The 24802-nt window shown below is 42.3% G+C and carries 24 protein-coding genes and 1 tRNA gene; 14 read left to right on the forward strand and 11 right to left on the reverse strand.

Annotated features, from left to right (window positions below; genetic code table 11):
• Positions 1–109: 109 nt before the first annotated feature.
• From NIES1031_RS21650 to NIES1031_RS21660, 3 genes are read right to left on the reverse strand one after another with little or no spacing between them, the layout of a single operon-like run.
• Complete coding sequence (locus tag NIES1031_RS21650; RefSeq protein ID WP_073551519.1) at positions 110–1039, reverse strand: ChaN family lipoprotein; 930 nt, start codon at positions 1037–1039, stop codon at positions 110–112.
• Positions 1023–1382 (reverse strand): cupin domain-containing protein, encoded by a 360-nt coding sequence (locus tag NIES1031_RS21655; protein WP_073551520.1) that lies wholly within the window; start codon positions 1380–1382, stop codon positions 1023–1025. Before NIES1031_RS21655 ends, NIES1031_RS21650 begins: the two co-directional genes overlap by 17 nt.
• 39 nt (positions 1383–1421) lie before the next feature.
• Entirely contained in the window at positions 1422–1712 is a 291-nt protein-coding gene (locus NIES1031_RS21660) for a hypothetical protein (RefSeq protein ID WP_218596922.1), read from the reverse strand.
• 175 nt (positions 1713–1887) lie between these two features.
• On the opposite strand from NIES1031_RS21660, the gene NIES1031_RS21665 reads away from it, so the two are divergent.
• From NIES1031_RS21665 to NIES1031_RS26470, 3 genes are all read left to right on the forward strand, one after another.
• Positions 1888–3408, forward strand: a complete 1521-nt coding sequence (locus tag NIES1031_RS21665) for a beta-barrel domain-containing protein (RefSeq protein ID WP_073551521.1) — start codon at positions 1888–1890, stop codon at positions 3406–3408.
• Between the two features lie 186 nt (positions 3409–3594).
• Entirely contained in the window at positions 3595–3759 is a 165-nt protein-coding gene (locus NIES1031_RS24030; protein WP_236738946.1) for a type II toxin-antitoxin system HicB family antitoxin, read from the forward strand.
• Positions 3760–3798: 39 nt separating this feature from the next.
• Entirely contained in the window at positions 3799–3951 is a 153-nt protein-coding gene (locus tag NIES1031_RS26470; RefSeq protein ID WP_407919515.1) for a DUF6888 family protein, read from the forward strand.
• Positions 3952–4057: 106 nt separating this feature from the next.
• On the opposite strand, the gene NIES1031_RS21670 is transcribed toward NIES1031_RS26470, so the two are convergent.
• From NIES1031_RS21670 to NIES1031_RS21680, 3 genes are all read right to left on the reverse strand, one after another.
• Positions 4058–6004 (reverse strand): serine/threonine-protein kinase, encoded by a 1947-nt coding sequence (locus NIES1031_RS21670; protein ID WP_073551522.1) that lies wholly within the window; start codon positions 6002–6004, stop codon positions 4058–4060.
• 37 nt (positions 6005–6041) lie between these two features.
• Positions 6042–6123: transfer RNA gene (locus NIES1031_RS21675), tRNA-Leu, on the reverse strand.
• Between the two features lie 106 nt (positions 6124–6229).
• A complete protein-coding gene (locus tag NIES1031_RS21680) occupies positions 6230–7084 on the reverse strand; it encodes a helix-turn-helix domain-containing protein (RefSeq protein WP_073551523.1) in 855 nt (284 codons plus the stop codon).
• 122 nt (positions 7085–7206) lie between these two features.
• Between NIES1031_RS21680 and NIES1031_RS21685 the strand changes: the two genes are divergently transcribed.
• The 3 genes from NIES1031_RS21685 to NIES1031_RS21695 all read left to right on the forward strand — a co-directional run bounded on the left by NIES1031_RS21685 (position 7207) and on the right by NIES1031_RS21695 (position 10050).
• The gene (locus NIES1031_RS21685; RefSeq protein ID WP_073551524.1) at positions 7207–8577 is read left to right on the forward strand and encodes an MATE family efflux transporter; all 1371 of its coding nucleotides are present in this window, start codon (positions 7207–7209) and stop codon (positions 8575–8577) included.
• Between the two features lie 439 nt (positions 8578–9016).
• Positions 9017–9493 (forward strand): allophycocyanin subunit alpha-B, encoded by a 477-nt coding sequence (gene apcD, locus NIES1031_RS21690; protein WP_015190166.1) that lies wholly within the window; start codon positions 9017–9019, stop codon positions 9491–9493.
• 71 nt (positions 9494–9564) lie between these two features.
• Entirely contained in the window at positions 9565–10050 is a 486-nt protein-coding gene (locus NIES1031_RS21695; protein ID WP_073551525.1) for a globin family protein, read from the forward strand.
• An 87-nt stretch (positions 10051–10137) separates the two neighbouring features.
• On the opposite strand, the gene NIES1031_RS21700 is transcribed toward NIES1031_RS21695, so the two are convergent.
• Both NIES1031_RS21700 and dacB read right to left on the reverse strand, forming a co-directional pair.
• A complete protein-coding gene (locus tag NIES1031_RS21700) occupies positions 10138–11526 on the reverse strand; it encodes a chlorophyll A-B-binding protein (protein ID WP_073551526.1) in 1389 nt (462 codons plus the stop codon).
• Between the two features lie 240 nt (positions 11527–11766).
• Positions 11767–13194, reverse strand: coding sequence for a D-alanyl-D-alanine carboxypeptidase/D-alanyl-D-alanine endopeptidase (gene dacB / locus NIES1031_RS21705; RefSeq protein WP_073551527.1), 1428 nt, complete (start codon positions 13192–13194; stop codon positions 11767–11769).
• 247 nt (positions 13195–13441) lie between these two features.
• Between dacB and NIES1031_RS21710 the strand changes: the two genes are divergently transcribed.
• Complete coding sequence (locus NIES1031_RS21710) at positions 13442–14053, forward strand: hypothetical protein (protein WP_084544436.1); 612 nt, start codon at positions 13442–13444, stop codon at positions 14051–14053.
• Positions 14054–14192: 139 nt separating this feature from the next.
• Here NIES1031_RS21710 and ilvB read toward each other — a convergent pair whose 3' ends face one another.
• The 3 genes from ilvB to NIES1031_RS21725 form a co-directional block, all read right to left on the reverse strand.
• A complete protein-coding gene (gene ilvB, locus NIES1031_RS21715) occupies positions 14193–16016 on the reverse strand; it encodes a biosynthetic-type acetolactate synthase large subunit (protein ID WP_218596923.1) in 1824 nt (607 codons plus the stop codon).
• 337 nt (positions 16017–16353) lie between these two features.
• Positions 16354–17613: an MFS transporter gene (locus NIES1031_RS21720; protein ID WP_073551529.1), complete on the reverse strand. Its 1260-nt coding sequence runs from the start codon at positions 17611–17613 to the stop codon at positions 16354–16356.
• A 71-nt stretch (positions 17614–17684) separates the two neighbouring features.
• Positions 17685–18242: a hypothetical protein gene (locus NIES1031_RS21725; protein WP_073551530.1), complete on the reverse strand. Its 558-nt coding sequence runs from the start codon at positions 18240–18242 to the stop codon at positions 17685–17687.
• Positions 18243–18446: 204 nt separating this feature from the next.
• Here NIES1031_RS21725 and NIES1031_RS21730 point away from each other — a divergent pair, with 204 nt between their 5' ends.
• The 7 genes from NIES1031_RS21730 to NIES1031_RS21760 all read left to right on the forward strand — a co-directional run bounded on the left by NIES1031_RS21730 (position 18447) and on the right by NIES1031_RS21760 (position 24095).
• The gene (locus NIES1031_RS21730) at positions 18447–18848 is read left to right on the forward strand and encodes a GAF domain-containing protein (protein ID WP_178378217.1); all 402 of its coding nucleotides are present in this window, start codon (positions 18447–18449) and stop codon (positions 18846–18848) included.
• A 42-nt stretch (positions 18849–18890) separates the two neighbouring features.
• The gene (locus NIES1031_RS21735) at positions 18891–19358 is read left to right on the forward strand and encodes a CHASE3 domain-containing protein (RefSeq protein WP_073551532.1); all 468 of its coding nucleotides are present in this window, start codon (positions 18891–18893) and stop codon (positions 19356–19358) included.
• A gap of 80 nt (positions 19359–19438) precedes the next feature.
• Positions 19439–19783 (forward strand): PAS domain-containing protein, encoded by a 345-nt coding sequence (locus tag NIES1031_RS21740; RefSeq protein ID WP_073551533.1) that lies wholly within the window; start codon positions 19439–19441, stop codon positions 19781–19783.
• Between the two features lie 377 nt (positions 19784–20160).
• Positions 20161–21072 (forward strand): alpha/beta hydrolase, encoded by a 912-nt coding sequence (locus NIES1031_RS21745; protein WP_073551534.1) that lies wholly within the window; start codon positions 20161–20163, stop codon positions 21070–21072.
• Between the two features lie 89 nt (positions 21073–21161).
• Positions 21162–22829 carry a phosphatidylglycerol lysyltransferase domain-containing protein gene (locus NIES1031_RS21750; protein WP_073551535.1) on the forward strand — a complete coding sequence of 556 codons (1668 nt, stop codon included), beginning with the start codon at positions 21162–21164 and terminating at the stop codon, positions 22827–22829.
• A gap of 1 nt (position 22830) precedes the next feature.
• Complete coding sequence (locus NIES1031_RS21755) at positions 22831–23016, forward strand: hypothetical protein (protein ID WP_073551536.1); 186 nt, start codon at positions 22831–22833, stop codon at positions 23014–23016.
• Positions 23013–24095, forward strand: coding sequence for an AI-2E family transporter (locus NIES1031_RS21760; RefSeq protein WP_073551537.1), 1083 nt, complete (start codon positions 23013–23015; stop codon positions 24093–24095). The genes NIES1031_RS21755 and NIES1031_RS21760 overlap by 4 nt, the downstream gene beginning before the upstream one ends.
• Positions 24096–24802: the final 707 nt, after the last annotated feature.

The following is a 24802-nucleotide window of genomic DNA, read 5'->3' on the forward strand; positions in this document are numbered from 1 at the left end:
ATTGTTGTTTTATCTGGTAGTGTTATTTTGTATTTATAATTACTATCTTTAGCAATCCAAAAAAATAGAAAAATTCCCATTATTAAGAATATACTAATATAAAAATTCTCTATTTATCACGCTTAATCACAAAATCTGCGATGCGATGATTTGAATTTATCTGTTCTTCTGGGGGACTTAGCAGTACAGAATGTTGAGTAAGTTTGTGTACGCGACGCGCCACACGATTAGGAATACCATGACCGTAAATAATGTGTCCTTGTCCTGCTAAGACAACGATTTGATAATTGGGTTGAGATTGGTGAAACAGCGTAATTTTTTCTGCCATTGTTTCATCCCACAAAACTTGAGCAAGGAAGAAGTTTTCAAAATCCGAACTTGAACCGTGTCCAGCTTGTTGATGTTGCTCGAAGGCGTTAAGAATCATTTGACGATACTCAACGTTGTCTGTGCGAATCTCTGTAGCGGGCGGAATGAATTGTTTTTGTTGGGGTGTCAGGCTAGCTAATCCTTCACGGGCGACTTGGCGCGTAACTTCCGAGGGAGTATTTAAGGCTAAGACTGGTAGTTTATTCGCTTTAGCATAGCGGAGAATCGGGGCATAATTTTCCCAAGGAAAGCCCCAACGTTGATTATATTCGGTTTTTTCTAAAAGTTCTTGTTCTGTTAGTTTTCCGGCAATGTATTGATCGAGAAATCGTTGATAAGGGCGTTGGAACATTTCGAGGGCAATCGCAATTTTGGGTTGCTGCTTGTGTAGAGATTGAATAATTTCCAACTGCATTTGATGGTGCTGTAGATTATTGTGCGTTTCTCCTAAATAAACTACATTTGCTTTAGCTAGGTGCGGTAGAAGATCTTGCAGGTTAGAAATAATTTGAGGCGAGGAAGCAAGATTTTCTCTCGATAGAGTTAACGAAGAAGATTTGACTGGATAAAATGTGTTTGCTGCATAAGTCGGAATGCTATACAGCCAACAAAGTCCGAGTGATAAAATTAATAGATTGTGTAGCAGGCGCTTTTTAATAAACAGTTTCATCTTCTTTGCGCCATGCTGGATCGACAATACAAATGAAAACTAACGGTTGGTCACCACAACTGTAAATAAACTGCTTGGCATTCGGTGGAATGTAAACTGCGTCCCCTGGTTCGACGATCTGCGTTTCATCGTCGATGTGCATTTCCCCCTTACCACTGAGAATGTAGTAAACTTCAGATGTTTTTAAAGAATGCGGTTGTGAAGTTTCTCCTACAGGTAAAGTAGCATGAGCTAGACTGTAGCGTAAGGTGATCGCTTGTTTATCTGGATGCAATAATTCGCGTAAATGCGTGCTATCTCCAGCTAGAAATTCAGGACAGTTGTTGAGTTTTTGTACGAGCATTGTGGAAACTTTAACAAGGTTGATGCAGTCAGATGTTGCTTAGTATAGTAGAGGATTAGTTTTTGGTTGATAGTCGAGACAATCAATTGCGGCTTCTGTATTCGCAATACTAGGTCGAACGGTGCATTTTAAGCGATAATCACCTGTAAAGTATTGACAGTGAGTACACGGTATTTGATGAAGACGCTTACCCGTATTAACACCGTCACGGACAGCTGTCCACAAACTCAAAGCGATCGCACTTATAAATGCCCAAGCACAAACAAAGCAAATAGGAACTAAAAACGGTTGACTTGTATGAGTGAGAAAACGCAGTAGTTGTAGTATCATAAGCTTACAGAAAAAAGAAAATAAGTAGTAATACGAGTTTTTTAGTATAATTAGTAACTAATAGCTAAATCTGAAGAAGTTAAATCAATTCAGCCTTACTTTAGATATAGCAAAATTGTGCAGCGTCTTCGCTAAATCAGTTAAACATCATTAGGTAGTGCACCATCAATTGCCGATGGATACAACGCAGCAAAGAGTAAAACGTCCAACATTAGCTTCCTCACCTGCACAATTACGGCAGGTGAAACAGCAGTTTGCGAATCCCGACGAGTTTCTCTCGTACGAGTTGGGTAAAGCGGTTCAAGAATTACCACCTTTATATACAAGGCTTTTGGCAGGAAGCATTAGTTTAGTAGTGTTTGGTGCAATTGGTTGGGCGCATTTTAGTAAGATTGACGAAGTTGCGATCGCGCCTGGAGAATTAATTGCTTCTGCGCAGGTGCGACCTGTGCGCGCACTCGGCGAAGGATCGATATTAGCAGTGCGAGTAAAAGAGGGCGATCGCGTTAATCAAGGCGATGTGCTTGTTGAGCGTAACTCTGACTTACCGCAAGCTGAAGTTGATCGCTTAACGCGATCAGCGCAATTAATCAATGAAGATCTCAAACGCTTGGAAGCAGAACGTACAGGCGCAGCAGCATCAGGAACCGATCTGCAAGATCAGTTACTAAGTTCTCGAATGCAAAACTTTGAAGCACGTCAAGCCGCAGCAATAGCCGAAGCAAATCGTCAAGCAGCGGTGATTAACGAAGCGCGAGTACGCTTAAGTCGCCTACAAGATAACCTTGTCAACGCGAGATCAACTTTAGCTAACGCTCAGCAAAACCAGGTTAACGCCCAAAGTATTGCCGAAAAAGCTAGAAGTCTCCTAGCAAATGCTGAAAAACGCGAAGCTAGTCTACGGACACTTCTAGAAGATGGTGCAGCACCCCGACTCGACTATATTGAAGCGCAAAATGCTGTTTTGCAAGCGCAAGCGGGTGTGACTAACGCTGAAGACGGAATTACCAACGCGCGATCGCGCATTACCGAAGCACAAGATCGCGTTGTATCAATAGAAAAAGAAATCACAGCGCAAGTACAACAAGTCCGCCAAGCTGAACAAGCGTATCAAGCTGCACGCGATCAAGCGGCGAGTTTGGCATCAGAACGCCAAAGCGAAATTTTAACGCAACTGAATAGACGGCGCGAAGAACAAGCAACCGTTCAAGGTCAATTAGTCCAAGCCAGGAAACAGCGCGAGCAAGAAGTCATTACGGCTCCAGTTTCTGGCACCATTTACAGCGTCAAAGCAACGAGTGGACCGGTACAACCTGGAGAAGAGTTGCTGTCAATTCTACCAGATGGTGAAGAATTATTACTAGAAGTTCGCGTTCTCAACCGCGATATTGGCTTTATCCGTGAAGGAATGCGGGCAAAAGTCAAATTAGCAACTTTTCCTTTCCAAGAATTCGGTACAATTAACGCGGAAGTCATTAGCGTTAGTCCGAATGCAGTGAATGACGAGAAGCTCGGCTTGGTATTTCCTACGCGACTCAAGTTAGAGAAAAATTCATTGCAAGTTCGCGGTCAAGAAGTGCAGTTAACGCCTGGTATGGCTGCAACGGGTGAAATCGTTACGCGTCGTAAATCGGTATTAACGTTCTTACTTGAACCAGTCACGCGGCGCTTCAGCGAGGCATTTTCTGTTAGGTAAATGTATTTATCATACATATGTCAAGTAACAGCAGTTACTTTTTGACACTCAAACAATTTAAGTAAGTTCATCTGATCAAATGCTAAATGTAGAGTAGGCAAAATACCTACCAGACTTACGAACATTTAATGAAGCACATTCTGACAACAGATTCACACTCCAACTTACTTCTTAGTTCAAAAAGAGGTGGCAGATGATATGTGGTTAGGCTTTCTCGAAGAATATCCTAACTATTGGACTCAAGGTGAGACAGAAGAGGAATTAAGAGACAATCTGCTTGATATTTATAATGAGTTAACAAGTGGAACTATTCCAAATGTTCGTAAGGTTGCAAAACTTGAGGTGCTGTGAAGCGCAGAGACTTAATTTAGAAGCTTGAGGAAATGGATTGTGTTTTCTACACCGGAGCAAAAAACGCAGCAGTGCTATATATTATGCTGCTGGCTCGTTAAGCTTTACTTACCTATCAACATTGTTTGCATGGATGAACGTACAAGAAATATATTTCTCTTAGCAGGAGAAGAAGATATCATAGAAATATAGCAGAGGTCAGAGATCAGTGGACAGTGAAGAGAGTGTGGAAAGACTTTGTCAACTGTCAACTGTCAACGACTCAATAACTCAAAGCCGTAAGATAAAAAATCTATTACTACAGCCGCAAAATCTTGATCGAATTATCTCTGCTACTACTAATAAGCTGCTTGCTATCCGCGCTGAAATAAACAGCAGTAATATCACTTGCTTCTTGAAACGGTGTGCGGATCCTTTCGGCGGTACTTATCTCCCAAACTTCTAAATTTTTCCCAATACCACTTGCAAGTAAAGTTCCATCAGGACTAAAAGCGACAGTATTGACCCAGTGAGAATTCCCAGACAAAGTATGCAGTAATTTCCCAGTACTGATTTGCCAAATTTTGATTGTTTTGTCTACACTGCCACTTGCAAGTAATCGACCATCTGGACTAATTGCTAATGTGAGAATGCGATCGCTATGTCCTTGCAATGTTCTTAAAACTTTACCAGCACGGAAGTCCCAAATTTTAATTGTCTTGTCGCTACTGCCACTGATTAAGTATTGTGCATCAGGGCTAAATGCGATCGCTCTAACTGCACCCGAATGCCCTAACAACTGACGAAACTCTTTTCCTGTACTCATACTCCATAGACGAATTGTTTGATCGTCGCTTCCAGTAGCAAGAGTTGCACTATCTGGACTAAAAGCTGTAGACCAGACTGTACCCGAATGTCCAGCAAGCGTAAACAAAATTTTTCCTGTCGTTAAATCCCAAACATCTGCGGTGTTGTCGCTACTTCCGCTTGCGAATCTTTGTCCATCAGGACTCACCGCAACTGACCAAACTGTACCTGAATGCCGAGAAAACGTTTGCAGGACTTGACCAGTTGAGACATTCCACAGTTTAATTGTGCGATCGCTGCTACCACTAAGAATATTTTGACTATTAGGTTTTACCGCCACTGACCAAACGGTATCAGAATGTCCTGAAAGTGTTTTGTCTAAGACAATATTGTTAAGCGTGGAACGTGGGGAAAGCGAAACAGACGGTTTTTGTTGTGGAGTACGTTGTGGCGATCGCGTGAAATAGTAATTGCCACCAATAATCAAAATAGCAGCAACACTGCCAATCAAACTTCCAACGAGTAGCGCTGGTTTGCTAAGAAAAGTTTGCTGTTTTAATTCTTTAGTATAATCTGTCTTTTTCTTGATAACGACTTGTGGATATAGATGCTTTTTAACTAAAGGTTGTAATGCTTGCAGCGTTTCTGTTGCACTTTGATAGCGATCTCTGTAGTGATAGCAGATCATTTTATCGAGTACCTGCGCCAGCTTAGGGCTAACTTGACATTTGTCTTGCCAGCTGATTTCCCCTGTTTCGGAATTTTGTATAAATTGTGTGGGATTTAAACCTGTTAAAGCTTGAATTCCAATGATTCCCAGGGCGTAGATATCACTGTTAGGGCGTGGTCTTCCTTGGGCTTGTTCGGTTGGCGTATAGCCTGCTGTACCAATTGCAATAGTTGCAGGTCCACTGAGAAAATAGTTAGAATTCGTCTTTCCTTGATTCGTAACCACTTGCGTCCAAGCTTGTTTTACCGAACCAAAATCAACTAGCACTAAGCGATCGTCTTGTCGTCTTCTGATAATGTGACTTGGCTGGATATCGCGATGAATTAGCCCGTGACTGTGAACAAACTCTAGGATGAGTAAGACTTCTTGCAGTAGCTCAACGACTTGGCTTTCACTCCATGTGTGGCCTGGTTCAAATTCTGTATTTAGTGGATTTCCCGCGACGAATTCTTGCACTAAGTAAAATGCTTGATTCGCTTCGAAGTAATCGAGAAGTTGAGGGACTCGGTCGTAGTCACCTAACCTTTTTAAGGCTTCTACTTCTCTCAAAAATAGTCCTCTTAGAGTTACTAGAGACTCAGGATGGTCACTGACCGACTGAAAATTTTTAACAATACAAGTTGTTGGGTGCTGCTGATGCGTATCTTTGGCAAGGTACGTATGACATAATTCTGTTGTGCTGAGGATTTGAACAATCTGATAGCGATCGCGTACTAGCTTGCCTAACATCTGCTCCTCAACAGCGGTATAAGCTTGAGAATAAAAATGCGGATGAGAGGACTTGAACCTCCACTCCTCTCGGAACTAGAACCTAAATCTAGCGCGTCTGCCAATTCCGCCACATCCGCTTATGGGCTTTAATATCATAGCAAATTATTTTACTAACGCAATAACATTAGCTTTGGCGATCGCACTTGAGGAAATCAAGGAAAAGACTATTGGGCGACGATTTAACTAGCTAGTTCGGTAGGTTTTAGGTGTCATTCCGGTATGCTGCCGCATCCATTTACCTAAATGGCTATGACTGCTGAAGCCACACTGCATGGCAATTTCCATAACGGGTAGTTTTGTTGTTTTGAGTAACTGCTTTGCGCGTTCTCCTCGTTGCTGAAGTACATATTGATGCGGTGCGACTCCGGTTGATTGCTTAAATAATCGACTGAAGTGAAATTGACTCATCTCTAGCAGTTGGGCTAAGTCAGATAGTTTGATATCTTGAGCTAGATGAGCGCTAATATAATCCGTCACTTGTAACAGTTGGCGATCGCTCAATCCGCGATCGCACAATACAACGCACGACGAGACAGCAGAGTATTTTCTCAGTAGATGTACGGCTAAGACATTCGTTAGTGATTCAACATATAGCCGCCCTGCAAATCCTCCAGCATACAGTTCAGTCAAAAGCATGGTACTAATTTGTTCGATTTGAGGATTGCGGTCTCGAAACTCTGGTAGGAGTTCTACGCGGTTAGAGTCCATCACAACAGTTTCTTGCGCGACTTGCTGAAGAAACGCATCCGCGATTTGAATTCGCAAGTAGCGATCCTCGTGATTCCATTGGCAATAAAGCAGCGACTTTGCCGGAATAATTGAGATATCGCCTTTAGTAATAAGACCTGTGTAACGGCGATTGCCGATCGTTTGCGACAAGCGCGCTGGACGCGGGTTTAAAGATAAGCACAGCGTATGTCCAGTTAAGCTTTGATATTTCTCTTGTCCTGGAGGTTGACAAAATTCTTCGACCACAATGTTTTGCCAACCGGATATTTCACTTGAATAGATCGGAGGATTGAGACTGTTTGCTTGCATTTGGTTGTTCAACTTTTAGATCGCAAGATTGTGTAAGTTGCACAAGGTTTGAGTAGTCTGCGATCAAGCAATTTTTATAGATTTTAAGCGATGAACAAGTGTAGCAGCAAGGAGGCATTCGAATGCTTGCCAAGTCAAATATCAAAGCTGAGATTGGCGAATTTCTCAAACTCGCGATTCCACTCGCGAGTGCGCAAGTGGCGCAAGCCATTGTTGGGTTTGTCGATACTCTGATGATGGGACAATTGGGCGCAGAGAGTCTCGCAGCTGGAGGATTAGCATCAACGACTTTTCAGCTGTTGTTGAATATTGGCAGTGGCGTCGTGATGGCAGTCAGCCCACTTGTTGCGATCGCGTATGGTGGGGGACACAAAACGCAAATCGAGCAAATTGCACGTCAGGGAATATGGCTATCGTTGCTACTTGGCATACCGATGATGTTCTTCCTTAGGCATTTGGATGCGGTGATGGTTCACCCAGGACAAGCAAAAACAACCGTTGTATTAGCTGATGGATATCTTAATTTGATTTTGTGGGGAATTTTCCCCGCCTTAGGGTTTGCTATGTTGAGAAGCTATGTATCGGCGCTTTCTCAAGCCCGTCCGGTGATGGTGATTGTCTTTTTAGGAACGCTTGTGAATGTGACTGGTAACTATGTTTTAGGCTATGGTAAGCTTGGATTTCCCCGAATGGAGTTGGCAGGTTTGGGGTTAGCGAGTGGACTCAGTTTTTGGGTCATGTTTTTGATTTTGCTTGTCTACACACTCAAACACGAGCAACTTAAGCATTATCGATTCTTACAAGGTTTGCATTGCCTGAAACCGCATATTATTCAGCAGTTGCTACGAACTGGAGTACCGATCGCCGTTACGATCGCCTTGGAGTATGGACTGTTTGCAGTGGTAACTTACTTAATGGGGACGTTGGGAACTGATGCGCTGGCAGCACATCAAATCGTTTTTCAAACAATGCTGGTAATTTTTATGGTACCGCTGGGGATGTCTTACGCAGTGACGGCGCGTGTTGGTCAGTGGTTAGGACAGCAAAACCTCCCTGGTGCGCGTCTTGCAGGGTATATCGGCATATCGACGGCTTTTTTATTTATGGCACTAACTGCGATCCCTCTACTCGCATATTGCCAGCAAGTCGTCGCCATGTATTTGGATATCCGCGATCAGCAAAACGCCAATGTACTCAAACTTGCACTACCAATCATGACGATTGCGGCGATCGCTCAACTTTTGGATGGTGTTCAAAAAACAGCTATGGGTGCGTTATACGGATTGCAAGATACGCAGATGCCAATGTTGCTAAGTGTGCTGGCATTTTGGGGTGTAGGATTACCGAGTGGCTATTTGCTAGGATTTCGCCTTGGTCTTGGAAGTGTTGGATTGTGGGTCGGACAATCGATGGGAGTGGCGATCGCCGGAATCATTTTTCTTCGGCGCTTTCACCAACTAACCTCGCGGACATTTAGAAGCGGTTATTCGTAACAACTCTAGCAAAGTTGTATGTAAGTTCTTTTTAAAGATAAATACAAAGGATCTTGCTGCAAACTTTCACAAATTACACAAAATAGGAGAATTTGTGAAAATCGATTTTGTAATTGTTATGTTTTATTGCTACAAATTTATGATGGGAATATAAACCTTATCCCAATTATCAAAATAATTCCTGTTCGTGATTTAGTATTACTTCTTGTAGTTGCAGATTAATAAAATACTTAATTTATACAAATAGAATTATCTCTATTATCTTTTTCAACAGATAATACAATACTATCATATAGATTAATCTCTATATAAAACCTATAATAATCCTAATGTTAAGTTATAAATTACTTTATTAAATTGTAAGAATTTTTGCTGACTTTTTTAGAAATAAGAGTTAAAAAAAAGCTAATAAAGTTCTCAATTTTGTGGAGGACAGCAAATGAGCATAGTAGCACAAGTAATCGCTCAATCGGATGATGCTAATCGTTTTTTGAGTAATACTGAGCTAGATAAACTACAAGATTTTTTCAGAACAGGAGAACAGCGGTTAAAAGTTGCTCAAATCTTGACACAAAATGAACAAAAAATTGTGCAGGAAGGCAGCCGTCGCTTTTGGCAAGTTGTTCCGAATACACCGAGTAATAGCGGCGATCCTCAAAAGACGGCATTATGTCAACGAGATCAAAGCTGGTATCTACGATTAATTTCCTATGCCGTCTTAGCAGGTAACATGAAACCCCTCGAAGACATTGGTGTAGATGGAATGCGAGAAATGTATACTTCTTTAGGCGTTCCTGTCAGTAATATAGGCAATTGTATGCGTTGCCTAAAAGAAGTTGCAACCAACATGATGAGTAGTGAAGAGGCGGCGATCGCCAAGCCTTATTTTGACTATTTGATTCGCGCAATGTACTAGATCTTCAAACGCAATTTTTGTGAAGTTAATTTCTGCAATCTTTTTACCAATTTTAGTTTGAGAAGAAAGCAATGCAAGATACAATTACTTCGCTCATTAACCCAGCAGATCAACGCGGCAAATATCTAGAAACCGAGGAATTAGAAAAGCTAAGAAGATATTTCCAATCTGGTGAATTACGTGTCAAAGCTGCATCGGCAATTAGTAATAATGCGGCTAATATCATCCGCGAAGCTGTAGCCAATTCGTTGCTTTATGGTGATATTACTTGTCCTGGTGGGAATATGTATCCGACTCGGCGTTATGCAGCTTGTATCCGCGATTTAACGTTATTTTTACGTTATGCTACTTATGCAATGCTAGCAGCCGATCCTTCGATTTTAGATGAGCGAGTGCTTGATGGACTTAAGGAAACTTACGATTCATTAGGTGTTCCTATCCAGCCTACGATACAAGCAATTCAAGCAATGAAGGAAGTTACGACTCGCTTGGTGGGTGCTGAAGCGGGTGGAGAAATTGGGATGTATTTTGACCATATCTGTAATGGTTTAAGTTAAACGTTTTCTCCAATGATTTTTTGGTATTGAGAAGCCCCCTAAATCCCCCACAAGTGGGGGATTTAGAATTAGGGGAGGGGTTTTTATCTATGCACCATATCTATATCCAAAGGTTTTACCATGTGTACTTGTTCGAGTTGGGTAAGTTGTTTCGTAGAGTTTACGCGGTATTGAGTGTGGATAGTTGACATTAGATTGATCCTCGGCTGGGCTTTCGTAAAACGAGTTTGAATGATTTTTGGGATAGCTAAATTCGTAAAGAACTTTTTGATTTTGCTGTGGGTTAATGAAGCTTGGCTTTCCATTTGGGCGCGAAGGATTATAAAGATTGTCATTCGCGGGTTGTTGATACGCAAAAGCTGGTTTTTGCTTAATTATTGGAGTTTCGTAAAACGTGTCTAAATTAGATTGTGGCTGGTAATTAAAATGTTTTTGATACGCTAAGTTGGGATTGGGTAAGATTTCTGAGAAAGCATTTTTCCAAGATTCTAATACTGGTTCAAAGTAACTCGCAGCTAGCCCAAAATGCCATATCGAACCTTGAAGAACAACAAACGCAAGGTAAAAATAGGCGTTGGCTAACCAAATTCGCGATGTGGGTTCGGGATCGCCTGGAATATAAAAGTGGGGTAAGAGAAATAAATTAAACTGCGATCGCACGCCATAAAACTCTTCAGGATACACCAGCGTGTTAAATCCGCAATAAAACGCCCCAGCAAATCCAACGAGTGACAGCGCAAATAGCGAGTACCCTAAAATTGCATTTCCAGAAAAGATAAACCGCCGTTTGACCCAATCAAAAGGTTCGCGGGAAAGATGCCAGATTCCCCCTACAATGAGCAGTACACCGGCGTAGATATGACCGCCAACGACATCTTCTAAGTTGTTTACCGTAAATAGATGCAAGATGCGATCGCTAATTACCAGTGGATTGAGCGTTGGATTTGTCACAACTCGCACTGCACCTAGATTAGCATCGTATAAACCACCAAAAAACATTGCTTTAGCAGCGACAAGTAACGCGCCTAAGCCCAAGAAAATGAGATGATTACCTAAAATCAACCCTAATTTCTTCGGGTCATCCCAGCTAAAATGATAGCGACGTGCTAGTAATTTCTCTTCTTCTAAGCTTTCAGCAACTTTAGTGCGATGAAACCAAGTACCAACTGCAAATACGAGCGATGAGATAATTAAGACAACAGCGATCCGAAAATAAGGCTGAGTATCGATCGCTTGATTATTTAATACACCCCAACCTTGGGTTGCTAAACGCGGTAGCCAAAATAGCTTTTGCTCATACATTGGTTGCGTTGGCGAGTAGCGCGCAATTTCCCACAAAATCCACGCACCAACACCAAAACATACAATCGCTGCGTGTGCAATATGTGCAACAAGAAATGTTCCTGACAAGTTAATAAATCGGGCATTTCCAGCCCACCAAGGATGTTTGACCTTGTTTTTGCTGGATGTTTGCATTTTATTAAAACCTCAGTTTCAAAGGTTTCCTGGTCAATAACAAGAGCGTTTCGAGGAAATCCCAGCTAACAAAACTGTCACAAACCTTGACAAAATAGCGAAAAATTATCTTTAGTGTCATTATTATTAGCTGTTAGAAATATCGCAATTAATTGCAGTATTTTTTAACTTTATGCAATTTTTTGTAATCTAAACAACTAGTCACTAGCTACAAGCTAAATGCTAACAGCTAATAGCTTTTCAACACCGACGCAAACGAGTTAACAGTACCACGATCGTATCAATTGCTTGCCGAATTGCTGTTGCTGGTAAATTGGATTGATTAACAAGAATACTAAAAACTAACGGCTCATAGCTAGTTGCATTGAGATAACCGGATAAAGCAACAACACCAGTCATCGTGCCAGTTTTTGCTTGGACAATACCTTGTGCTGGTGTATTCTGAAAGCGATTTTTCAAAGTACCACTGATTCCCGCAATGGGTAAGGAATTCCGATAGATATTGGAACTCGCCATGACTCTTAATGTTTGGACTAAAGCTTCTGGACTCACCAAATTATGACGCGATAAACCAGCACTATCGGCTAATACATAACTACTCGGAGCAATGCCTAAGGTTGTCAAGGTATCACGAACAATCTCTAAACCATTCGTATTACTACTTGCTTGAGCGGCGATCGCCTGCAATAATGCTTCAGCATAGAGATTATTGCTATTCTGATTTGTCTCAACCAAAAGTTGGGCGAGTGGTGGTGATGTAACTGCGGCCAGTTCCTGAGTATTTTCTTGAGTCGTACGCGCGACAACTGTTTGCTGAGTCGTAATTCCTGCATTTGCGAGCGCCCGACGGAAATGCCGTAAAAAGTGTTCTGTAGGTTCAACGACTGCTAAACTAACTGATCGCGGTTCAGCATCGATACTCAAGTTACCTGCAATTTGCAGTACTGCACCTTTTAAGTTACGACTTACACTTGTTGTCGTTGTTTCCCCCGCAGGAACCGTTAAAGATTCATTTTCAACCCGCCACCATATCGCTTCGGCTGGATCGCTCCATTGTACCCGTAACGGTTGACCGATCTGTTGGGGCAATAACTTTAGCTCTACCGCATTTTGATTTAAAATAAAGTTACCAACTGGCGCGCCGTAATCTACCTGAACATCTTCCCATTCCCAAGTAGGATTGACTACACTACCGCGAAAGTAACTATCATCAGCAATGAGTTGGTTGACTTGGCGAATTCCGCGACGACTCAACTGTCGAACTAACGCTTGTAGTTGCGTGTCAGTGAAACTGGGATCTCCGCGCCCGACAATCCGCAAACCGCCACGACTCGCATACACGGAGGTACGAATTTGAAATTGTGAACCTAGTCGTTGCAATGCGGCTGCGGTTGTAAGTAACTTGGCGTTTGATGCTGGAATAAAATACTTTTGCGCATCTTGGCTATAAAGATTTTGCGCTGTGGTGAGTGTTTGAATTGAAATTCCCCACCGTAATCGACTAAATTGAGGACGATTGGTAATCTGTTCAATAGCTGTCCCAATTTGTGCAGGGCAAAGCTGTTGTGGAGATTGCTGTTCAATTGCAGGTTGTGTTTGCGCAATTGCAGATTTGGTGCCTTGGGCAAAGAAAAATAGGAGTAGTAAGCTAATATACTTAAGCTTCACGCGATCGCTGTTACTGATAGTAAAACAAATTCATTTAGCGAGTATGCCACGAACTTGAACGCAATAACAGTGAGGTTGAAAACTAGTAAGTTATTTACTTTACTGACGCGAAAACTGCTGCAACAACGAACGAGTAAAATTTTGTGTATTTTAGAAGCTATCATGTATAGCAATTATGGGAATACTACGACGAAACTACAAAAGACCCAACGTCGAGACCGAATTATATTCAAGACGTTCTAATAGATTGCTATCAAGATTTGCGATCGCGCTTTCTACTTTGGCAATCATCTTGAGTTCTCTGACACTTGCACGAGTGTTTACACTACAACGTGAGGTAGAAGCGCTAGAAGCTTCCCTAGAGCAATTAACCGCCATACCGTCGCCAACTGCTACTAACCCATCGAACACAACAGATAGTAATATTCCGACACCGCCGCCTGTCATTGCACCCGATTCCACCATAGCACCATCTCCAACTGCAACACTAGAACCAGGTAGGTTTGTGCAGCCTGCTTTAAGTAATCAAGGGCAAGTCGAATTAATCAGAGTGAACCGAATTCCTGGTCAGTTTGATGTTGTCAACGTACAGATACGTATCCGTGCGCTTAAACCAAATATCCCCCTCTCAGAAAACATCGACTTAAATGGTACAACAGCCCGCAATCCAGGAACAAATGAAATATATAAAGTCATTAGTGGTGAATCAACAGGGGTTGTATCGTTGGGTGCGATGCAAAGTACTAACCAAACTACGGTTGATGCTTATGTATGGTTACAAGTACCAATGCAAGTCAACGTGATTGATATTTATATTCCTAATACTGAACCTTTTGCAAATGTGCCAATTGCGAGTTAAACAGATTTTCTGTACAAATAATATTTAAGCCCACAGACTGAAGTCTGGAGCCATGGAAGCTAAGTGTGCCTGCGCACACTTACTTGATAGACCAAAGAGGTGGTTTTCGTTTGATTAGCCGCAACTTCAGGTGCTAGGTTTACAATTTAGTCCCGCACTCTGGACAGAATTTGTTCGTGCTGACGTTTTTTGCACCGCAATCGCTGCAATAGATGAGTTCGGCTACTGTTTCCTCTTTGGGGCGTTCGGGTAAGCCAATCATTTGAGCATTGCTTTTACCTGGGGCAACCATAGGATAGCAGTTTTCATCGCGGGTTACGTGGGCGTCAACTAAAACAGGCCCATCATGCGCTAGCATTTCGGCGATCGCATCTTGCAATTCATTGCGACTGCGAATCACCATTCCCTTGATACCATAGGCTTTTGCCAGTAACTCAAAATCTGGCATCGCCGGTTCCATATTTGAGGAAGAGTATCTTTCGCCATAAAACGCTTGTTGCCATTGACGTACCATGCCTTGCCAACCATTATTAATAATGACTGTCTTGACATTAATGCCATAATGTGCTATTGTTCCTAACTCTTGGAGATTCATTTGGAAACTTGCATCGCCACTGATACAAATAACTTGCTCATCGGGTAACGCTACTTTTGCGCCTATTGCAGCAGGTAAGCCGAAGCCCATCGTTCCTAATCCAGCGCTGGAAATCCAACGACGCGGACCATTTTTCAAAAATTGTGCTGCCCACATTTGGTGTTGACCAACATCGGTTGTGTAGTACGCATCTGGGGCTTGGCGACCAACCTCAAAAATGACTTCTTGCGGTGCAATACTGTGGTCGTGGTGTGGTACGACTAAGGGATATTCTTCTCGCCAGCGGTTAATGCGATTGAGCCATTCTTGCGTTTGATTTGACGTACCAGAGATTCCCGCAGTGTGAGTGCGGCGCAATAATTCTTTGAGAACGTTGCGCACATCACCGACAATGGGTACATCGGGCGTGCGGTTTTTACCAACTTCTGCTGGATCGATGTCGATGTGAATGACTTTAGCGTGCGAGGCGAATTCATCTAACTTACCTGTGACGCGATCATCAAATCTTGCGCCAACACAAATAAGCAAGTCGCACTCACTCACCGCAAAATTCGCATACGCTGTACCGTGCATTCCTAACATTCCTACCGATAGCGGATGGTGTTCGTCAAACGCACCGATCCCCATCAGCGTTGTTGTTACAGGAATATTAAATAATTCGGCGAGTTGTTTGACTTCAGCATGGGCATTTGCGGCGATCGCGCCACCACCTACATACAATAGCGGCTGCCGTGCTTGACGAATTAAGTCAATCGCTTGGACAATTTGCCGAGGATTTCCCTTGACCGTTGGGCGATACCCTGGTAGCTTAACGCTTCCTGGTTCTACAGGAATGTAGTCAAACTCTTCTAACCCAACGTCTTTCGGAACATCAATTAAAACAGGTCCTGGACGTCCAGAACTAGCGATGTAAAATGCTTCGGCGACGATGCGCGCCATATCTTTGGGGTCGCGCACGACATAAGAGTGCTTAACTATTGGTAGCGTGATCCCGTAGATATCAGTTTCTTGAAACGCATCCGTACCAATTGCCGCACGCGATACTTGTCCCGTAATAATCACCATCGGGATCGAGTCCATGTGTGCGGTAGCAATTCCTGTCACTAAATTTGTCGCCCCTGGACCGGAAGTTCCAAAACAGACTCCGACTTTTCCAGTTGCCCGCGCATAGCCGTCGGCTGCATGCGCCGCACCTTGTTCGTGTCTTACCAAAATGTGCTGAATTCCACCAGCAGCTTCGGCGCGATACAGTTCATCGTAAATTGGGAGAATTGCACCACCAGGATAACCGAAAATGTGTGTGACACCGTGACGCTTAAGACTGTCAATCAAGGCATAACCACCGGTTGCCCGTTTTGGTGCTTTAATTGGTGGTGCTGAGACTTCGGGCTTGAGCCGAGGTTCAGTTTCTAAGGAGATGTTGTTTGATCGCGACTCTTCGTAGGGAACGCTTCGTGAACGCACTGGTAAGACCTCACGCAATGGCTAACTTGATTAGGGTTGGCTTTTGTATTTTAAAATGCATTTTAACTCGAAATTCTATTCTAATCTTCAGTGGAATTCTTGTGTCTAATAGTAGAAAAAATACTTGCAAAAATAAATATTACTTCTGACATTGCAGTATCACATCAATTCAAATTCTCGCAATACATCCAAATCCTCTTTCCTGCACTCCCAATGTAAGGATCATGCAAGCAAAAGCGGATCACAGCACATCGCGAAGCGTGCTGCGCGTGTTTTTCCATGCCCAAAATCCTACGATAACGACAAAAACACTCATTCCCAACAGCACAGCGCGTAAGCCGAGTGCATCTGTCAAAGGTCCTGCGATCGCCAGTGGTAAACTTAAGGCAATATTGACTGCATTGTTTTGAAATCCGAACACTTTACCATGCATTTCTGGCGGCGTTTGCTGTTGAATTAAAGTTTGCATTGGTACACCAATCAATGATGCACCTAAGCCGAGTAATGCACTTAATCCTAACCCAAGCGGTAAACTATTGGTAAAAGTAAATACCGCCAGCACAAACGCCATACTTAAAAATCCGTATAAAGGTAAAGGTTTATGGTGAAAGCGATCGCCCCAATGTCCTAAGACGCCTGCACCTAAAGCCATCCCGACTCCCGAAGCTGCTAATAAAAAGCCAAATTGTGTTTCTCTTAAACCAATTTCTGCTGCAAGCTCGATCGTCAAAACTGTTAATGCCGCGAATACGGAGTATAAAAGTGTTAATTGCAGCACCGCGTTCCACACCAAGCGATTGCGTTGGAGATAGCGCAAGCCTGCTTTGAAGTCACTCCAAGGATGAACCGTTCTTAACTTGATATCTGCGGGCGCTTTTTCTCTAAAAGTGACAAGTTGCATAATAACGCCAGAAAGTAAATACAACCCACCTACTAATAATTCTCCACCGTATTCAGTGTTCCAATTACGCGCCAAACTCAGCATAGGTTCTCCTACCGCAAAGCCGACGATTAATGCTCCCATTGTTGTTGTTGCAAATAAGGCATTTGCTGCCATTAAATTCTCTCGCCTTACCAACAGCGGAATTGCAGCTTGTTCTGCGGGTGCAAAAAACTGTGTCACCGTGGAGATAGTAAACGTCAGAATTAACAAAATTAAAAATTCTCTTGGCAACCACGGAATAGCGATTGTGAGGATACCGCGCACTATATCTGCTGCAACAAGGACAGGTTTTTTTTGATAGCGATCGACAAAGATTCCGCCAGCCGAACCAAAGAAAATTGCGGGTAGGGTAAATGCCAGCATGAGTGTAGATCGCATCGAGTTTTCCATACCTGGAGTTGTTTGATATTTCGCCAACAGTGCAATCAGCAAAACAAAGAAAACTTTATCAGCGATTTGGGAAAACAACTGCCCAATCCACATCAATATGAAAGGTTGATTCTTGAGTAAGGCGCGAAATCCTCTACCAAAATCGGGTGGTTCTTCAACAGGAAACATAAACTTAGAAGTTAGGAGCGAGTGAATGGATAATTAAAGTAATAATGACTAGCTATAAGCACACAAGTCGGTCAACTAGCATTTCTGATTTTGTATTGCTCTAACAGCATAATCAAAAATTCAGCAGCAGTCAGAGATATTAAAGGTTGTGAGTTTTCTACGTAACAGCCAGAAACATTTTGTGGCGATCGCCATAATGTTAAATGATCGACCGCAGGTTCGGCATAGAAATTAGCACTACCACTTCCTAGCATCGCAGAACTCCAGTGCGTAAAGTAATCATGACTGAGGCGATGTAAAGGAAAGTTGCCAAAAAGGGGAACTCCCCAACCGTCGATTGCAATCAAAGCTAAGACTTGTCCGCCTAAACTTTGCCACAGGCTTGCTGCTGTAATTGCACCGACTACGCCTGCACTAAAAGCGATAAAGACAACGGCGGGCGATGACTGCTGCGGATCGCCAAGCTGCGATTGTAAAAACTGCAAAATGTGGAGTGGTGACAACACTGTATAGTCGTGCGTTGGAAAAACCAAAAAATTGTTGACATAACTCGAAGTGGCGTTTAGCCCTTGAATAAATTCTTGCGTCAATTCGGGTGCGTGAACACCTGGACAGATTACGATAGACACCAGTCTTTAGAGGTAAAAAGATTCCGTGAACTTACTCTAGTCATCTTGGGCGGCATTAAAGCAAACTTTAATGACTCAATTGCAACAAGTCATGCAGGAATAAAGCAGAGATGGACTCAACAATGAGCCAAGGGGTGAAAGGTAACACCGATTCATCACCAGACGAAGTTGCCAGACTACAAGCACTTTACCAGTGCCACATTCTTGATACGGCTCCTGAAAAAAACCTTTGATGGAATTACGACCTTAGCTGCATACATTTGTCAGACACCTATTGCTCACATTAGCTTGGTCGATACGCAACGTCAATGGTTTAAATCGAAGGTGGGAATCACAACAACAGAAACCCCGCGTTGTTTTTCTTTTTGTACGCATACTATTAGTCAATCGGATATTTTCATTATTCCAGACACCTTAGCTGATGAACACTTTGCCACAAGTCTACTAGTAACTTCAGATCCTTATATTCGCTTTTATGCAGGCGTACCTCTGACTACGGTTGAAGGTTACAGTATAGGCGCGCTATGTATCATGGATTATGTTCTGCGAGAACTCACTTTTGCCCAGGTAGAAGCATTACGGAAACTTGCGCTTCAAACGATTTAACTAATCGAGTTATGCCGGAATTTGGGAGAATTGGATAGTGCTATGATTCGACGTCAAAAAATAAAACAAGGTAGTTCTTTCCTCAAAAATGTTGCAGCAGGATTTGGTTTAACTTCGCTAATTTTAATTATTATTAGTATTGTTTCCTACCGTAATCTGAATGGGCTTATTCGCACTTACAACCAAGCAATAAACTCGCATAAAATCCTAGAAAAACTAGAAGCTGTAGTTTCTCAAATGAAAGATGTGGAAACTGGGCAGCGTGGTTATGTTATTACTGGTCAGGACAATTATTTAGAGCCATACAATGCAGCAACTGTTTCAGTTACTCAACAACTCAAAGAGTTGAGATATTTAATAGGAAACAATCCAAAGTATCAGCAACATCTGAAGAAACTTGAGTTACTCATTAAGCAGAGAATTGCTGTCAGTCAGTATGTAATTGATACACGAAAGAAATTTGATTTTGAAACGGCGAAGAAATTGAACAGCAAGAAAATGCAATTTTAGAGCAGCGATCGCGACAAGCTCAAGCAAATTCTTACTTTACAGTTTCTGCCTTTACCGCTGGTATTATACTCAATTTGTGTTTGCTTTGTAGAATATATTATTTCACATATCGAGAAATTAATCAGCGCCAGCAAACTGAGCTTATCCTCGAACAAGAGCATGACTTTACCTCCGCAGTACTCAATACAAGTGGTGCGTTAGTTCTCGTTACGGATACTCAAGGTAAAATTGTGCGTTTTAATCAAGCTTGTGAAAAGTTAACTGGCTATGTTTTTAGTGAAGTTAGAGGTAAGAATTTTTGGAATTTAGTTATTTCTCCAGAGGATATCACGCAAGTGATCGCCTTATTTCGCCAGGTACAAACTGAGTTTCCGCAGCAATGTGAAAGTTACTGGATAACGAAGAATGGCGATCGCCGCTTTTGAGGTATTCGCACCACTCATTAACCCAACACTGGTTACGAGTAACACACTCAATACCCAAGAAATCGAGAAGCTTTTATTCATAAGTTAACTCCTCAGAGGGATGCTTACAAATTACCAGTAGAGTGTGACGGTTATGTAATTAACTTATGGCAACCACATGACTAGTCGTTAGAAAACTGTAAAGTAAAGATTAGCAATAGACTAGCGCGACGATAGTAGTTTTCAGCCTATATAGCAAGCCTTCAATTTAATATCTCGCTGTTAACTGGTAACTGCAAACTGTTGACCTAGACTTGTCATTTGAGATTTATGTTGGCGTCACATGAATGACAATTTAAAGAAATAACATCTGACTAAAGATAGAATAAGCTAAATAAATGAAATTTTCTCGAAAGGTTTTCATTAGCTTTGTGGGGGCGAGCGTGATTCTTACTGCTATTGGTTACTGGTACGTATTTATTGAAGGTGCGCCGCAATTCGATCCACCACAAGAAGAAACAACAAAAGAAACAGGGCTGACGTTTCAACTTGCGAGTTTTGATAGTCAAGCAATGCGTTCACCTCGCACTTACGGTATCATTTTGCCACCAAATTACAGTCAAAACCAGCAAAAGCGCTACCCAGTAATTTTTCTACTACATGGTGGTCATGATGATGCACGTGCTTATGCCGACAAATATGCAATCATAACTGTGTTACATGACTTGTACGTAAGTAAAAAGTTACCGCCATCAATAGTGATTACACCAGATGGTAACGATAATCGCGGTTCGAGTCCTTTATGGGATCCTGACTATTATGATGGACCGAATGGTAAGGTGGGAACATTAATCGGTTCAGAGTTAGTACAAGTTGTTCAATCGCGCTACCGAACGCTAGAAAATCCGCAGTTTTGGGCGATGGGTGGTATATCGTCAGGAGGTTGGGGAGCCTTGAATATTGGGTTACATCATTTGAACAACTTCAATATTTTATTTAGCCATGGCGGTTATTTTACAGATAATAGTGGTTGGCAAAATAGCCCGCAACAATTTATACAAACTTTGCCTACCCAGGAGCGTCAACGGTTGCGGATTTATTTAGATGCAGGTCAAAACGATACCGATTTTCTAGCTTCTACCCAAACTTTTCACAAAACGTTAAATCGGTTAGGAATCGCCAATGTTTTCTATACCTTTCCTGGCGGACATGGTTTATCGGGAGCAGATATCGGTTGGAACTACTTTCACAAGCATTTGTACGATTCACTCGCGTATGTGGGAATGCAGTTTATGCAAGCTGAGAAATGATAATTGGTCGTTGTCATTATTCAATATCACCCATGACCGATGATCGAATCTAAAAAACTGTTTAGTGATATCCACCCATTTTTAAAGCTATGCGCGATCGCACCAGAACTCGGCTTGGACTTTGGACAGCAGCAATTCTGACCGGATTAGTTGGAGTTGTGAATCTAATATCAGCTGTAACTCCTAGTTTACCAGAGCGGATTCGCTGGTTAGAACAAATTTTTCCGTTTGAAGTGCGGGCGGGCGGTCATATCTTTGCAGCACTTACGGGGTTTATTTTACTGACGCTAGCAACTAACCTTTTACGACGCAAACGTGTTGCTTGGATACTGACGATCACCTTATTAGTTATCTCGATTCTTAGCCACTTACTCAAAGGACTCGACTATGAAGAGAGTTTACTTTCTGGGGTAGTGCTGGTGCAATTAATAGTCATGCGCCGTACCTTTTGCGCAAAATCAGATCTGCCTTCGCTAGCGCAGGGAGTGCGAGCTTTACTCGCGGCGTTGCTGTTTACACTCGCGTATGGAACTGTTGGATTTTACTTACTAGACCGCCAATATTCGATGAATTTTAGCCTGAGTGGGGCTTTATTTCAGACCTTGGCGATGTTTTTTACCGCTGATAATGCGGGACTGCAACCAAGAACGCGCTACGGTAGCTTTTTTGCAAATTCAATCTATATTATTGGTGCCGTGACTTTTGGTTACGCATTGCTGCTGCTACTACGTCCTGTATTGCTGCGTAATGCGGCTGCTCCGACCGAGCGACAACGGGCAAAAGCAATTGTACAGCAGTATGGTCGCTCGTCTTTGGCGCGGTTTGCTCTGTTAGATGATAAGTTTTACTACTTTAGTCCTTTGGGTCAAAGTGTGATCGCATATGTTCCTAAAGGACGCGGTGCGGTTGCATTAGGTGATCCGATTGGTCCTGTTGAAGATCGCCGCGAAGTCATTTTTGGCTTTCAGCAGTTCTGCGAACGTAACGACTGGTATCCGGCTTTTTATCAAACTTTGCCTGACAATCTTGAACTTTACCAATCCTTGGGCTTTCAGGTATTACAAATCGGCGAAGAAGCGATCGTTGATTTGAAAACATTCACTTTACAAGGAAAAGCTGGTAAAAACTTTCGCACCGCCGTTAATCGTTTTACGAAGTCGGGGTATCAAGTCAAGTTTTACGAACCACCGATTGCTGATGAGTTATTACGCCAGTTAAAAACTGTCAGCGATGAATGGCTAAAGCTGATGCAAGGTTCAGAAAAGCGGTTTTCTTTGGGTTGGTTTGAGCAAGCTTATCTACGTGAGTGTGAAATTGCGGCGGTAGAAACTGCTGATGGCAATATTATTGCTTTTGCGAACGTGGTTCCAGAGTATCAACTTAACGAAATTACGATCGATTTGATGCGACATCGCCAAGATATTGAACATGGCGCGATGGATTTTTTATTTGTTTCGATGTTCCAGCATTTTCAAGCGCAAGGTTATGACGGGTTTAATCTTGGTCTTTCGGCGTTATCGGGAGTTGGTGGAAGTGCATCACCGCGTTTGGAAAAAGTCTTAGCGTATCTTTACGAGCATTTGAATCGATTTTATAACTTTAAAGGATTGCACGAGTATAAAGACAAGTTTCACCCGCGTTGGGAGACGCGCTATCTTGTGTATCCTAGCTGGAGTGCGCTTCCTGCGGTTGTGATTGCTTTAGTCCGCGCTGATTCTGGCGATCGCTTGTTGGATTATTTTAAACCAGGCGCATGATATGCAAAGCAATGTCTTTCCTTGGTTCTTTTTGTCTCAAGTAGCACCTGTGTTGGTGAGTTTTATACTAGTCAGCTTAGCAATTTGGATGGTTAATCAATTTCGCAAGTATCATCCTCTTAAAGTTCTGATATTAGGAATTTATGCGCTACAGCGACAACGGAAACCCCAAGGTACATCTCAATGAAAATATTTGCAGCTTTACCGCGATGGGTTACTTGGGGACTAACACTACCGCTGCTTATCCTCAATGGTTGGGTGTTGCTCATTGTATTGAATTATTTTCAGTCGATTGTATCTGTGTTTGTGACCGCGATGCTGCTGGCGTTTGTGTTAAGTTACCCAGTCAATTTGTTACAGCGATTTCGCCTATCTCGAACGCGTGCTGTGTTACTGGTGTTGTTACTGACGATCGCGCTATTGGTAATTTTAGGTATCACTTTAATTCCACTTTTAATTGAGCAGGTAAATGAACTCGCTAACAATATTCCACTCTGGATTGATTCAGGTAGTCAACAGCTACAGGCACTTCAATCTTGGGCAAATGCGCGTCGCTTACCTGTAGATGTCAGTAAACTTACAGTTCAACTCGAAGAACGGATACCAACTCAATTGCAAGCAATTAGTGGTGCTATTCTCACATTTTTGTTGAATGCGATCGGTAGTGTGTTGAATTTGATGCTCACGATTGTTTTAACCTTCTATTTACTGCTGCATGGCGATCGTGTCTGGGATGGTATTTTTCAATGGTTCCCCCATAGAACGAGTGTTCGCATTCGTCATGCCTTTCGCCAAAATTTTCACAACTATTTTCTAGGACAAGCAATGTTAGCCGTATTGATGGGAAGCGTGATGACTCTCGCGTTTTTAGTCATCCGAGTTCCGTTTGGTCTATTGTTTGGGCTAGGAGTTGGGGTAATGGCGTTGTTTCCGTTTGGGGTTGCTTTGGGCATTACGTTGGTTAGCCTGCTGACTGCTTTGCATAGTATCTGGCTGGGGTTAAGAGTGCTAGTTGTCGCCACGATTGTCGATCAACTCATCGAAAATGGCATTGCACCTCAGTTAATTGGCGGTTTTACAGGGCTGAATCCTGTCTGGATTCTCTTTTCTTTATTAGTAGGTGCAAAGATTGGAGGTTTTCTCGGTCTTGTTGTCGCGGTTCCATTTGCCAGTTCTATCAAAAGTATTGTAGATAGCTTATCTGTTCCTGGACGTCGGATTGGCTCCTCGCCTGATAAAGAGGCATCAACTCCTACTACTCCTTGATTAGCTCAATATAAATAGACAATAGTTTGATAATTGAAATCTGTTGTTGATTTACCTAGGTGAAGTGATATTATGGCTGTTGAAGCTAGCAATTGTGATGGCGATCGCTTGTTGAATTACTTTAAACCAGGAGCGTAATTAATGATTGCAGCAGATGGATACAGAATCATCACAATCACAACACAGTATTGATATAGAGCTAGCGTACATTATCAATATCAGCATTCCGAGTAACGAGTAACAAACAAACCCGCGATCTTGACCAAAAATACGGATATTTGACTCCTCAGGAATATTATCATCTAAATCAACAGGAAAACCACATTTCTAATACTATTTATCGGGATACGCATAATCCTTACCAAGCTCACATCATAACTACAGCAACAGTTGAGTAGTACTTCTAAACTTAACTTAGCATAGCTCGCGTAAGTGAGTTGAATGCATTCAATAGCAGGCTATTTCTATAGACGCTCACCTACTCTTCTGTGTCAAAAATCTGTGGAATACGAAGCTTAAATATTTGATCAATTAACCTATTTGCCACTATTAAGTCAGTGGTGAAAAGAAACATAACTTAAAAGCTGGTAACTGTTATTTGGTAATTAGCAAAAATATCGGCGTTGCGGAAAGAGTAATGATATTTTTGCCAAAAAAAATGGAAGAATGAAATGCTTCTATGGCAACTCGAGTCAGAGCGGTCAAGA

Source organism: Chroogloeocystis siderophila 5.2 s.c.1 (genome assembly GCF_001904655.1).
Classification (GTDB): domain Bacteria; phylum Cyanobacteriota; class Cyanobacteriia; order Cyanobacteriales; family Chroococcidiopsidaceae; genus Chroogloeocystis; species Chroogloeocystis siderophila.

Bases quoted from the DNA above. Each gene is read 5' to 3' on its own strand.
- NIES1031_RS21760 (WP_073551537.1), top strand. From the start codon at position 23,013: ATGAAAATATTTGCAGCTTTACCGCGATGGGTTACTTGGGGACTAACA.
- NIES1031_RS21670 (WP_073551522.1), bottom strand. From the start codon at position 6,004: ATGTTAGGCAAGCTAGTACGCGATCGCTATCAGATTGTTCAAATCCTC.
- NIES1031_RS21695 (WP_073551525.1), top strand. From the start codon at position 9,565: ATGCAAGATACAATTACTTCGCTCATTAACCCAGCAGATCAACGCGGC.
- NIES1031_RS21650 (WP_073551519.1), bottom strand. From the start codon at position 1,039: ATGAAACTGTTTATTAAAAAGCGCCTGCTACACAATCTATTAATTTTA.
- NIES1031_RS21735 (WP_073551532.1), top strand. From the start codon at position 18,891: ATGATTCGACGTCAAAAAATAAAACAAGGTAGTTCTTTCCTCAAAAAT.
- apcD (WP_015190166.1), top strand. From the start codon at position 9,017: ATGAGCATAGTAGCACAAGTAATCGCTCAATCGGATGATGCTAATCGT.
- NIES1031_RS21750 (WP_073551535.1), top strand. From the start codon at position 21,162: ATGCGCGATCGCACCAGAACTCGGCTTGGACTTTGGACAGCAGCAATT.
- NIES1031_RS21660 (WP_218596922.1), bottom strand. From the start codon at position 1,712: ATGATACTACAACTACTGCGTTTTCTCACTCATACAAGTCAACCGTTT.
- NIES1031_RS21665 (WP_073551521.1), top strand. From the start codon at position 1,888: ATGGATACAACGCAGCAAAGAGTAAAACGTCCAACATTAGCTTCCTCA.
- NIES1031_RS21720 (WP_073551529.1), bottom strand. From the start codon at position 17,613: ATGTTTCCTGTTGAAGAACCACCCGATTTTGGTAGAGGATTTCGCGCC.
- NIES1031_RS21680 (WP_073551523.1), bottom strand. From the start codon at position 7,084: ATGCAAGCAAACAGTCTCAATCCTCCGATCTATTCAAGTGAAATATCC.
- NIES1031_RS21700 (WP_073551526.1), bottom strand. From the start codon at position 11,526: ATGCAAACATCCAGCAAAAACAAGGTCAAACATCCTTGGTGGGCTGGA.
- NIES1031_RS21655 (WP_073551520.1), bottom strand. From the start codon at position 1,382: ATGCTCGTACAAAAACTCAACAACTGTCCTGAATTTCTAGCTGGAGAT.
- NIES1031_RS21755 (WP_073551536.1), top strand. From the start codon at position 22,831: ATGCAAAGCAATGTCTTTCCTTGGTTCTTTTTGTCTCAAGTAGCACCT.
- NIES1031_RS21685 (WP_073551524.1), top strand. From the start codon at position 7,207: ATGCTTGCCAAGTCAAATATCAAAGCTGAGATTGGCGAATTTCTCAAA.
- NIES1031_RS21745 (WP_073551534.1), top strand. From the start codon at position 20,161: ATGAAATTTTCTCGAAAGGTTTTCATTAGCTTTGTGGGGGCGAGCGTG.